Source organism: Mesorhizobium huakuii, assembly GCF_014189455.1.
GTDB classification, from domain to species: Bacteria; Pseudomonadota; Alphaproteobacteria; order Rhizobiales; family Rhizobiaceae; genus Mesorhizobium; species Mesorhizobium huakuii_A.
On sequence record NZ_CP050296.1, the window covers coordinates 3,611,277 to 3,622,749 of the forward strand.

The following is an 11,473-nucleotide window of genomic DNA, read 5'->3' on the forward strand; positions in this document are numbered from 1 at the left end:
GCCCCAACCATTGGAGAAGCACGCGATGACAAACCTTGCTGGGCGCGGTGCAATCGTCACCGGCGGCTTTTCGGGCATGGGCTTCGCCATTGCCACCGCCTTGGCTGAAGCCGGCGCCAATGTCGCCGTCGGCTCCTACATCGCGCCTGCCGGCGCCGACAGATCCGATGCCGCCTATTATCCCGGCGTCGACGAAATCGGCCGCGTGCGCGCGGCCCTGTCGGCCCATGGCACCAGGGTGCACGCTGCTCACCTCGATGTCCGTGACAGCGAGGTCACCAACCGTTTCGTGGCGGAAGCCGAAGCCGCCATCGGTCCTGCCGATATCCTGGTCAACGCGGCCGGCACCACCGCCGAGCAACCGGTCTGCGGACATTCCGACGCGCTGTGGGACAAGATCGTCGACACCAACCTGACCGGCGCCTTCCGCGCCACCCGTGCCGTGCTTTCCGGCATGATCGAACGCGGCTGGGGCCGCATCGTCAACATCGGCTCGACCGCCGCCTCCGTCGGCTGGAAGGACAATCCGGCCTATTGCGCTTCCAAGGCGGGGCTCCTTGGCCTGACCCGTTGCGTGGCTCTGGAAGGGGCTGCCCACGGCGTTACCTGCGTCATGATCAGCCCGACCTGGGTCGAGACCGAACTCATGCGCCGCAATGTGGCGCAGGTCGTCGAGCGCGAGGGCAAGGGGCGCACCGCGGAGGAAGCAATGGCCGAGATCGCCAAGGGCAACCCGCAGCAGCGCATGCTGCAGCCGCAGGAGATCGCCGCGCTGGCCGTGTTCCTGTGCTCGGACCTGGCTAAGGGCATCACCATGGAAAACATCCAGATCACCGGCGGAGCGTTGTGGTAGCGTTCTCGTCGTTGACCCAGGCGGCCGTGGCGGGGCGGGCCACCGGCTGATCTCTCCCCGTTCGCGTTCCTGTAAGACAAGGTGACCGGATTTGCCATTGAGCATGCGGTGCGATAGGTTATATTGCACTGCACAATGGAGATGCCGTTTATTGCACGCCCCTGTTTGCGGATATGCCGGCCGGCTTGTGGCCTGCCGGGCCTGGGTTGCGTCGGCGGGACTCTGAGATGAAAATTCCAAAGTCCCTGCTGGTCGATCCCGAGAAGAACTCGGTCTATGGCGCCTTCGCCGTGGCCGTCTCGATCTGGGCGTTCTCCTATTCGGTCATTTTCGGCCAGGTGCTGATCCTGGCCTACTACGCCGTCTGGCTGCCGCTCATCCTGGTCGATTACCGGCGCTTCCTGCGGCAGCTGTCCAGCGCCTGGCTGCCGCTGCTGTTCGCGGCCTATATCTGTTTTTCCATCTTCTGGTCGCAGGCGCCCGGCGTTACCGCCAGAACGGCGGTCCAGTACCTGTCCCACATCGCCTGTGCCTATGTCGCGGCGCGCACCGTCAGCGTGCGCACCCTGACGCTCGGCGCCCTGATCGGGATCTTCTTCGTCATGCTCTATTCGCTCAAGGTTGGGGCCTATTCCGAGGACGTCCTTGACGGCACCTACAATTTCGTCGGCGCCTTCGCCTCCAAGAACCAGATCGGCTTTGTCGGCTCGCTCGGCATCTATTTCTCCGTGGTGTTCCTTGTTTTTCTGCGGCGTGGCCGGCTGAGCTTCATGTTGACGGTGCCCGTCGTGCTGTTGTCGGCCTATGTGCTGGCCGTCTCGCATTCTGCCACGTCGATGGCCTCGATACCGGCGGTTCTGGCGTTGATTACGCTTCTTGCCATGAGCAAGCTTTTGTCACGGCGTTACCGCCGGGTGATCTTCCTGGTCGGCGCCGGCCTGATCGTCGTGGTGGCCGTTGTTGCGCTCAATCTCGGGCTCATGGACTTCGTGCTTGGCATTTTCGGCAAGGATTCGACGCTGACCGGGCGGACCTATCTGTGGGAGCAGGGCTGGAACGCCGCACAGCGTTCGCCGATCCTCGGCGTCGGCTATGCCGCCTATTGGGTGCAGGGTTTTGCCGAGGCCGAGCGGCTGTGGAACGAATTCTACATCACCACCCGCACCGGCTTCCATTTCCACAACACCTATGTCGAGGCGCTTGTCGAGCTCGGCTTCACCGGGGCGGTGATGATCTCGTTGATCATGCTGCGCACGCTTTACGGCCATGTCTCGACGGTGATCTTCAAGGCATGGCAGGCCGAATCGGTGGTGCTCTTCGGCGTGATGGTGCTGCTGCTCATCCGCTCCTTCGTCGAGGTCGAGGTCCTCAACCCCTACATCATGGGCTCCTTCCTGATGTATTTCAGCTACTTCAAGCTGGCGCGGCTGCCGGTCGCCCGCACGCGCTGGTCGCCAGCCTTCGACCCGGCGAATGCGGCAAGGGGCGAGCCAGCCTGGCCCCGGCATGCCGGCCGCCCGGCGGCTGCCGACCCGACATGAGCCCAGACAAAGTCGCCCAAAAACGTATAGGCCCTCTGGGTAATGACATTCTCCTGAACTCCTTCGAAGGCGCCGCGCTTTATCGTTTCGCGGCCTGAAATCGCACATAGCAAAACCTCCGCCAGGCGGGCCTGGCGGAGGTTGAAATTCTCTGCGCTATGGATCGAAATGCTGGATCGCGCCGAAGTCCGGGCCTTACTGGCTGGCCAATGGCGCCAGCTTGACCTTGATCACGTCGCCGGGCAGCACCGGTGTGTCTTCCTTGGCGGCGATTTCGCTGGTCTTGCCGTCGACATTGCGCACCAGCGAATAGAGCAGGGTAGGCTGCTGGTCGCTGGTGATGGCGGCCGTCGTCGCGGGATCGCTGGCCTGGGCGATCAGGCCTTTCTGCATATTCACCTTCAGCGCGGCCTCGTTCAAATCGGCCTCGGTTTGCTGCCGGTCGGCGGCGAGGGTCGAGCTCAATGTGTTCTGGGCATCGATGGCGTCCTGTGTCGCCTTGCTGATCGCCTGCTTGGCGGTGAGGATGGCTGTCTCATAGTCGAGGATCTTGCCCTGCAGGTCGGTGACGGATTGCTGCGAATCCAGAAGCCTGGCATTGGCGACCAGACCCTTCTGCGCCAGCGGACCGATGCTGGCGAGCTGCTGCTGCGCCAGGTCGACCTGCTTTTGCTGGTTGACGATCTTCTTCTGCAGCGATTCGATTTCGGACTGCAGGACACCCTTGAGATCGTCGAGCGCCTCGAGCTTCAGCTTCAGCGCCTTCTGGTCTGCCGTCAGGATCGTCATCTCGTCGGCGACGATGGTCGGCAGTCGCGGATCGCCCTCGACCTCCTTCGGCGCTTCGAAGCTCGCCTTGCCGGCCAGATCGGCATCGATGCGGGCACGCCTGACGAGCAGCCGGATGCGCTGATCGTCGGAGATATCGAAATTACCCTTGGCGGTGACTAGGTCCTTGCCGAGCTGGGGGCCGTAATCGGTGCTGCGCCTCATGCCGCCGGCGACACTGATCGCTTTCAGCACCGTCAGATCGGGCACATAGGGAAACTGGCCGGGGTTCTGCACTTCGCCTGAAATGTAGAAAGGCCGGAACTGCGCCATCTCGACCGAAGCTTCGGGCTTGTCCGACAGAGCGAGCTTGCGCTGCAGCGCCTCGCCGATCGCCGCCGCGACTTCCGCCGTGGTCTTGCCGGCCGCCGGCAGCTCGCCGACGAACGGCACCGACAGCGTTCCGCCCGGGCCGACCGTGTATTCGCCGTTCACGGCCGACCAGTCGCGGAACGTGCCCTCGACGGTCTGCCATTCGGCGATGCGGATGGTCAGCTTGTCCTGCGAGCCGAGATGGTATTCACCTGATATGGCGACCTGGGGAAGAAAAGCGAGGGACACCGCGAGGCAGGTGGCCATAAGCCGAGAGCGGCCGGAAAAGCGGCCGCTGCCAAAGGCTTCGAACATATCTGTTTTCAACTGAACGTTCCGATCCGTTTTAGCCCCATCGCCCGATGAGCTTGCCGCCGGATGCCTGGTGCCGGCGGCCGGTCAGTAAGAGCCGCGTGACATCCAGACGGCCGGCACGGTCTTGATGATGATTCGCACGTCGCCGAACAGCGACCAGTTTTCGACATAATGGCGGTCGAAGGCGACGCGGCTGTCGTAAGAGACGTCGTTGCGGCCACTGACCTGCCACAGGCCGGTCAGGCCGGGCCGCGACTTCAGATAGTAGACGGCGGCGCTGCCGTAGATTTCCAGCTCGTCGCGCACCACCGGACGGGGTCCGACAAGGCTCATATCGCCCTGCAGGATGTTGATGATCTGCGGCAGTTCATCGAGGCTGAGCTTGCGCAGCACCGCGCCGACACGAGTTACGCGCGGATCGTTCTTCAGCTTGCGGGTCGCAATCCATTCCGCATTGGCGTCCGGATTGGTGGCGAGGTAGGCGGCCAGCACCTTGTCGCCGTCCGGAACCATGGTGCGGAACTTCAGGCACGGAAAAATCCGTCCGCCGCGACCGATTCGCCGATGACCGTAGAAAATCGATCCACCGTCGGAAAATTTGACCAGCAGCGCTATCATGATGAACAGCGGGCTAAGAGCGATCAGACCAACCAGTGAGCCGGCAATATCGAAGCTGCGCTTGATGAGGCCGCCGATCGGCGGCGGAAAATCGGTGTCAGCCTGCGAAAAGCCCGCCGTGGCCGACTTGGCAATATCCCTCATGCGGAAACTCCATGCGTTGAACGAATGGTTCACCACACGATACCAAAAAAATGCTGCAGCGCAACACACAATTTCCCGGGCAGTTGAAATAGTCGCGTCATGGATTGACTAAATAATAAGCTAGCAATGCACATTTTTCAGGATGCTTAGCACATTTGTGACAAGAAATGGGCAAGCGGAAAAAAAATGCGGACCTTTTTGGGGCGATTTTTGGGCAAGGCGTTCTCGATGGCCGGGAACGGTACATATTAGTGCTTTAGGAAGGGGCGAAGTTCGCGACTATTAACATAAAATACTACATAATATTGTGAGTTGTACTGAAAAGGGCCGGTGGCTGTAGGTTGAGTGAATTGCGGTGGTGTGCGTTGCAGCATGACAGAGTCGATCGCGCAAGCTCAATCAAAAATATGTGCGGTTGCCCTTGCCGCCTCCTGCTCGCCTTAATAGAATTGCAAATTATACCTGTCAGAGTGGCGACAGGTTGAAAGGCCGGAAGCAACCGGTCGATAGCGGGCACCTTTACAAGCCCGCAGAACAAGGGACGGCGCTCGGGTGGGGCTATCGTTTGATATAACCCGGGCCGGTTTATGGGCTGTTGGGTATGTCGCTTCCAAAATTCATCGTTGGGATGATTTTCGCTCTCGCAATCGTTGTTGCCTGGTCCTGGCTCGGCGGCGCTTCGCTGGGCACGACACTGTTGCGTGTCATCATTTGCGCCGTGATCATCCAGGCCGGCTATTTCGTGCTCGTCTATACCATGATCGCCAGAAGTGCGCCGACGCCGGCTGACAGGCTGCGTGAAGCCGAGAGAAAGCTGAACTCGCCTGACGTGGCCGAAGGCGAGAAGCTGGGCAGCGCCCGGCGCAGCCTGCATTAGGTCTTCGTCGGAAAGGATCGGATCTCAGGCCACATTGGCAGGTTCGGTTTCCGACTGTTCTCCCGACAGCATCCTGGACAGCCGGCTCGCCGGCTTTGCCTTCAGCCGCTGATACTGTCCGACTTCCACGACACGGCCGTCTTCCATCGCCACAACCCAGTCGGCGAAAGCGATCATCGAGGGCCGGTGCGCGATGGTCAGGATGGTCATCGTGCCGCGCAATCCGTCGATCGACCTGGCGATCAGCGACTGGTTCTGCCAGTCGAGCGCGCTGGTCGCCTCGTCGAGGATGAGCAGCGACGGCTTGCGCAGCAGCGCACGCGCCAACGCGATGCGCTGACGCTCGCCGCCTGAGAGGCGCACGCCGCGGTCGCCGACGATCGTGTCGAGCCGCTGGTCGAGCCTTTCGACGAATTCGCCGGCATGCGCGGCGCGCAGCGCGGTCCACAGATCGTCGTCGCTGGCCTTCGGCGCGGCCAGACGCAGGTTCGCCGCGATCGTGTCATGCAGCAGGAACACGTCCTGCGGCACATAGGCCACCTGATCGCGCCAGCGCCGGCGATTGCTGGCATCGATCTCGACGCCGTCGACGAGGATCTTGCCGGCAGTCGGTTCGAGCAGACCGAGCAGCATGTCGGCGATCGTGCTTTTGCCCGATCCCGAGGGGCCGATCAGGGCGGTCACCTTGCCGGCTGGCAGGCCGAAGGTGATGTCGCTCACCACCGTCTTGCCGGTGCCGTCGTCATAGCCGAAGGAGACACCGCGAATGTTCAGCCCGGTATCGAGCGACAGTTTGTCGGCATTCCCAGCGTCGGCATGGCCCGGCTCGCGCTCGGCGTCGAAACGGGCCTGCAGACCGCGCATGGCCGTATAGGCGGGCAGGTTGATCAGCACCTGCTGGGCCTGCGTCTGCATGTCCATGAAGCGCGGTGCGATGCGCATGAAGACCAGCAGCAGCACGACAATTTCAGCCAGCGACAGGTTGAAGCGGACCAGCGCCACATAGATGAACAAGCTGAGGCCCACGACGCTCGCCACCTGGAACACAGCGGTGCCGATGGAGCTGTTGCTGACATAGTCGATGTTGTCGGCCTTCATCTTTTCCAGCGTCGCCTGCAGCTGCGCGAAATAGCTGGCCTCGACATTCAGGCTCTTGGCCACCTTGATGCCGCCGAGGAATTCCGAGACCGTCCGGTACTGATCCTGGCGATTGCTGGTCAGGACCCGGCCAAAGGCGGTGGCGCGTGCCCGAAACGGCTGCAGCACCACGAACATCACGATGCCGATGACGATGGCAAACGCCGTCATGACCGGTGAGATGAACATCGAGATCACGAGATAGCCCACCAAAAGCACTGATATCTGCACCAGCATCAGCAGCGAGAAGGCGGCGCCCTGGACGCGATCGATATCGCCGGTCAGGGCGTGGTCGAGATCCGAGCTGCGCATGCGCGAGAACACGCCCCAGCGCGCCTTGCCGATGCTCTCGAACAGGTTCATGCGCAAGCGGTTGATGAAATCGAAGAGCAGCCTCGCCATGTAGACCGACTTGAAGCGGTTGAACGCGGCCTGCACGGCAACGAGCCCGACCAGCGCGCACAGAACCGTGGTCAGCTGCAGCGTTCCGTCCGGCACCAGCCAGCGCACGAAATCATTGTTCGGCAAGCGCACCGCGAAATCCTGGTCGGCGCGCCCGACCAGGTGCAGCAGCGGCACAAGCAGCAGGATCGAGATGCCTTCCGTCAGGCTGCCGAGGATCAGGAACAGCAGCGCTGTCCAGGTCCGCCGCCCGCCGATCTGGGCGATGACGGCGCCGAACGCGGCGACATCGCGAAACAGCGACAGGCGAAGGATTGAGGACTTCGACATGATTGTGCTCACCGCGGCCGGCGGTTGGCCGCCAGTTTCTTGCCCGCCAGATCCCCGGCCGCCAGATCGGCGTCGATTAAGTCCACCGCCTCGCCAATCCTGTCGAGGCCGGTTGGAACTTCCAGCCGGAACACGCCGACATGGTTAGCGATTGCTGAACATTGGCGAAAATGCAGCGCTGCGAAATCGCCGGACAGCGCCGCACGGCCGAACCGCGTCACATAGGAGAATTTGATGATCGCCGGCAGGGCGGCGATGCCGGGCAAGGCCGTGATCCCAGCCCTTTGGCCGCGCTCGAGGACATAGATCCTGGTCGCCGGCACCGTGTCGCCGGAGAAGGCGCCGTGCAGGCGATGTTGCATCTTCTCGATCTGCGGATGCACTTGCGGCCGCACCTCTGCCTGGCCAAGCGAAATCGCGGCCGCGGCATCGGCGGCAAGCTTGATCTGGGGAAAGCCCGCAACGATCATCGGCGCGTCCGGTTTGGCAAGATCCAGCGCCACGACATCGTCGGTAAGCAGATCATGACCGGCCCGGATCAGCGCGCTCGCCGTCGTCGATTTGCCGGCGCCCTTGTCACCCATGAAGATAGCGCCCCTGCCGGCCACCGCAATGGCGCTGGCATGCAGGACGAGCAGGCCACGCCGGTGCAGCAGCAGCGCCATCACCGGCCCGAGCAGCGGGAAGGCAAGCAACGCGTCGTTGACGCCGGGCGCGGGCTCGATGTCGATGCGGCTGAAATCGCTGATCAGGAAGGCGCCGACGGCATGCCATGCCAGATATTGCCGGTCGGGCTCGAAGCGGAAGATTGTCGCGGTCTCGGGCGAAGGCTTCGGCATGTCGATCATGCCGATCGCGATCAGTATATCCGCCGCCGCCGGCTCCGCCGACTCCAGTTCGGGCAGCGCCACGTCGGACGCGATGGTCAGGCCATAGGCCCGGTAGTAACGTCGCTCCCGCATCCCGCCATGAGGAGCAGGATCACCAGGATATGCGGCGAGCGGCTGGGTGCGGGGCATTATGCGGGGCTCCCGGCGTGCTGGACCTGCCGCAACCACAGCGACAGCGAAGCCGAACGCCAGACATACTGGACATCGAGGGGGGCCGCCTGATCGGGTTGGCTGAGCAGCCGCGCATAGGCGGCGTTCACTTGTGGCAGGTTGACATAGGGCGCGATGCGGCCGGCATCTGAAACGAGCAGCTGTTCCAGCAGGTCGCGGTGGTTGCGCACCATGCCATTGACCAGATTGGCGGTGAAATCGATCTTGGTGCGTCGCCATTGCACCGCCGCCGGCAGGATGCCCTCCATGGCGCGGCGCAGCACGTAGCGGCCAAAGCCATGGCTGAGTTTTTCCTCGCCCGGCAGCGCCAGGCAGAATTCGACCAGCGGCTTGTCCCAGAAGGGATAGCGCGGCTCGACGCCGAAATTGGCGGCCGCCTTGTCGAGCACCTCGAAAGAGTGCGGCACATAACCGTTGGACAGGATCCAGCGATGGCTGAGCGCGTCGCTGGCCTGGACGCCAGGCGGCATGTAGCCGGCCCGGTGGAAACGCTCGATGAGCTCGGTACGCCTGGCCAGATCCGGATTGATCAGGTCGCGCCAGCTGCGGCCGCGCTGCGTGGGCTTGCGTATCCTGTTCAACACACGGTTCGCCAGCTGTCTCGCCTTGGCGATCCGCCAGGCCGGTCCGTAAAGGGTGAGGAACTGGAAATAGAGGCCGAGCGTGCTGTCGCCATAGGTGTTGGAGGCGCTGCGGATCTCGCGCCAAAGCTCCAGCCACCGGCCGCCATTGGCAAGCTCGTGCAGATGGCCATGGCCCTGTGAAACGACCTCGTCGCCGCCATGGCCGTCGAGCAGCACCTTGATGCCCTTGGCGCCCGCCGTCCGGTAGATGCCGCGGGTCAGCGTCAGCCCCGGTGCCAGGAAGGTGCCTTCCTGCTCCTCCAGCACCCGTTCGAACTCGGCGAAGGGCGCATAATTGCCGACAGGGATCAGTGTCGGGTCGGTCTTCTGCTGATCGAGCACCGCATCGATGAAGGCGCGCTCGTCCATCGGCGAGCCTTTCTCGAAAATCAGCGAAAAGGTCGGCAGCTTCGGTTTCCGCTCGGCGGCATTCTGCAGGCTGGCGACGCAGGCGATCGACGAGGAATCAAGGCCGCCGCTCAGCATCGCACCGATCGACGGGCTTCCGCGCATGCGATTGCGCACCGATTGCGAAAACAGATGGGCGAACTCCTCCGCCGCATCCGACCGCAGCGGCCGCACCGACGGCTCGATCTGCCAATATCGGCGCAGCACCACCTGTTGCGTGGTGACAGTCAAGCTGTGACGCGCCGGCAGGCTGAAGATATCGCTGTAAGGGGTGGATTGTGGGTCGTCGGGAAGTCCAGCCAGGAATCCCGAAATGCGGTGCTCGCTGATGCGCCCACCGATCCCGTCAAGGCCAAGCATCGGCCCGATCTCGGAGGCAAAGGCAAAACGCCGGTCCGCCGCGTGGTAGTAGAAAGGCTTGACCCCGAAATGGTCGCGCGCGCAGAACAACAGCTGCCGCTCGGCGTCCCAGATGGCAAAGGCGAAATCACCCTGCAGATGCACGGGACAGGATTCGCCCCAGCGCAGATAGGCCCGCATCACCAAAGTCGCGTCCGCGACCGACTTGTCCCTGATGCCGAGCCTTGCCATCAACTCGTCGCGATTGTCCAGCCGGCAATCGGCGGTGATGGCGAGCTTGCCGCCGGCCATGGTCAGCGGGCCGGGGCCGGCTTCATCCGTGGTGTTGAGCCATGCGTGGCCAAGCGCGATGCCATTGTCCAGCCACCACGAATTCCCGTCGGGGCCGCGATGGCGCATGCGTGCCAGCATCTGCTGGATGTCGCTCGCCCCGTCCGCCGCCGGCGGTCCCTGTCGCAGCAGGATGCCGGCCACGCCGCTCATCGGCTGCCGTGGTCGACCAGATGCGCGAACCCATCGACGGAGCCGCCAAGCACGACATGGTTGTCGCTGATCAGCCAGGCATGCGCCTTCAACTGCTCGCCCGTGCCGCGTTCGATGCCGAAGCGGATGTTGGAGGCATTGCCCTGGCGCGCGAGAATGTATTGGCCCGAAAGCGCCTGGGTAAGGCAGGTGGCGCGCGGCACGAACCGCGCGGCTGCGGCAACCCCCAGGCAACGAGCCGCAGTTCGCCCATGCTGGCGCACTGGCGCGCATTGAGCCGGGTCACCATGCCGCGAACACGGTTGTAGGAGAACAATGTCAGTCCCAGCCGGACGGTCGCGACCACCAGCAGGCAATGGCAGAGGAAAAGTACTTCCGAGCCGCTCAGGGACAGAACCCTGGCCAGGTTCCGGCTGGGCCGGCGTTTCGCAGGCCTCGGTCTTTGGTCCATCGCAGGTCTTTGCCGCGAGATCATGGCCTTTTGCGGAGCCTGCCTAGACAAGTGCCTCATGCTGCAGCCTCACAAGTCCATTTTCGGCCAGGCCTTTCAGCAGCGCGTCGACGTCGGCCTTGCAGCGCTCGGCGTCGACATTGTAGCGCTCAAGCACGGCGCCGCGGATATCGGCGACAGACTTCGGCTCCTGGATCAGCTCCCAGATGAACGCGCCGACGCCGTTGAGGCTGTAATAGATATTGGATTTCAGGTTGAGCAGCGCGAGGCCATCGCCAAATTCGCAAGCCACGGCATCCCCAGTGGCAGTTACGCAATCGCGCTCGGATGGGTTCCAGTTCATGCCAAAACCTCGTTTACACACACGATCTACGCGTCGTCAGTTAAAAAGGGAAAGTCGGGGATTTTCATCCCCGGCTCCATTTATGTTATTGAATCCCGGAGGCCCAACGTCACTCCTCCAGGATCAGGCTAGTCTCAGGAGAACGTCAGGTCGCCAATTGGTGTGTGCGCGGGAAACGACGCGTCGATTGCCGTGCTGCCACCGCCGCCCTGGGTGATGGTCTCAATGGAACCATGTACCGTCAGGCTTGGCGTTTCGTACTCGTGCTTTTCAACATTCTGTTCCATTTTACTCTCCAATGAGGACTGGAAACGGCCTGTCGAGTGCCGTCAGCACTTTCATGCTGCGGTGCAATAGCTGCATGGCAGCATTTATGAGTCAAGCCTC

11 protein-coding genes are annotated in these 11,473 nt (G+C 62.7%); 3 read left to right on the forward strand and 8 right to left on the reverse strand.

Going from position 1 to position 11,473, the window contains the following annotated elements:
• Positions 1-25 precede the first annotated feature (25 nt).
• Both HB778_RS17875 and HB778_RS17880 read left to right on the forward strand, forming a co-directional pair.
• Positions 26-853 (forward strand): SDR family NAD(P)-dependent oxidoreductase, encoded by an 828-nt coding sequence (locus HB778_RS17875; RefSeq protein WP_183455671.1) that lies wholly within the window; start codon positions 26-28, stop codon positions 851-853.
• A gap of 227 nt (positions 854-1,080) precedes the next feature.
• Positions 1,081-2,394 carry an O-antigen ligase family protein gene (locus tag HB778_RS17880; protein WP_183455673.1) on the forward strand — a complete coding sequence of 438 codons (1,314 nt, stop codon included), beginning with the start codon at positions 1,081-1,083 and terminating at the stop codon, positions 2,392-2,394.
• Between the two features lie 195 nt (positions 2,395-2,589).
• Here the strand turns inward: HB778_RS17880 and HB778_RS17885 are convergent, their stop codons facing one another.
• Together HB778_RS17885 and HB778_RS17890 are read right to left on the reverse strand one after the other, a co-directional pair.
• Positions 2,590-3,849, reverse strand: a complete 1,260-nt coding sequence (locus tag HB778_RS17885; RefSeq protein WP_183455675.1) for a polysaccharide biosynthesis/export family protein — start codon at positions 3,847-3,849, stop codon at positions 2,590-2,592.
• Positions 3,850-3,933: 84 nt separating this feature from the next.
• Positions 3,934-4,611 (reverse strand): sugar transferase, encoded by a 678-nt coding sequence (locus tag HB778_RS17890; protein WP_095200881.1) that lies wholly within the window; start codon positions 4,609-4,611, stop codon positions 3,934-3,936.
• Between the two features lie 601 nt (positions 4,612-5,212).
• On the opposite strand from HB778_RS17890, the gene HB778_RS17895 reads away from it, so the two are divergent.
• Positions 5,213-5,488, forward strand: a complete 276-nt coding sequence (locus HB778_RS17895) for an exopolysaccharide production repressor exox (RefSeq protein ID WP_183455677.1) — start codon at positions 5,213-5,215, stop codon at positions 5,486-5,488.
• 24 nt (positions 5,489-5,512) lie between these two features.
• On the opposite strand, the gene HB778_RS17900 is transcribed toward HB778_RS17895, so the two are convergent.
• The 6 genes from HB778_RS17900 to HB778_RS17925 form a co-directional block, all read right to left on the reverse strand.
• Positions 5,513-7,357 carry an ABC transporter ATP-binding protein gene (locus HB778_RS17900; RefSeq protein WP_183455679.1) on the reverse strand — a complete coding sequence of 615 codons (1,845 nt, stop codon included), beginning with the start codon at positions 7,355-7,357 and terminating at the stop codon, positions 5,513-5,515.
• Positions 7,358-7,365: 8 nt separating this feature from the next.
• On the reverse strand, positions 7,366-8,379 hold the full coding sequence (locus HB778_RS17905) for a serine kinase (RefSeq protein WP_183465134.1): 1,014 nt from the start codon (positions 8,377-8,379) through the stop codon (positions 7,366-7,368).
• The gene (locus HB778_RS17910) at positions 8,376-10,292 is read right to left on the reverse strand and encodes a lasso peptide isopeptide bond-forming cyclase (protein WP_183455681.1); all 1,917 of its coding nucleotides are present in this window, start codon (positions 10,290-10,292) and stop codon (positions 8,376-8,378) included. The genes HB778_RS17905 and HB778_RS17910 overlap by 4 nt, the downstream gene beginning before the upstream one ends.
• Positions 10,289-10,495 carry a lasso peptide biosynthesis B2 protein gene (locus HB778_RS41495; RefSeq protein WP_244661506.1) on the reverse strand — a complete coding sequence of 69 codons (207 nt, stop codon included), beginning with the start codon at positions 10,493-10,495 and terminating at the stop codon, positions 10,289-10,291. The genes HB778_RS17910 and HB778_RS41495 overlap by 4 nt, the downstream gene beginning before the upstream one ends.
• A 291-nt stretch (positions 10,496-10,786) precedes the next feature.
• Positions 10,787-11,086: a PqqD family protein gene (locus tag HB778_RS17920; protein ID WP_183455683.1), complete on the reverse strand. Its 300-nt coding sequence runs from the start codon at positions 11,084-11,086 to the stop codon at positions 10,787-10,789.
• 134 nt (positions 11,087-11,220) lie between these two features.
• Positions 11,221-11,373, reverse strand: coding sequence for a lasso peptide (locus HB778_RS17925; RefSeq protein WP_010913078.1), 153 nt, complete (start codon positions 11,371-11,373; stop codon positions 11,221-11,223).
• Between the last annotated feature and the right edge of the window lie 100 nt (positions 11,374-11,473).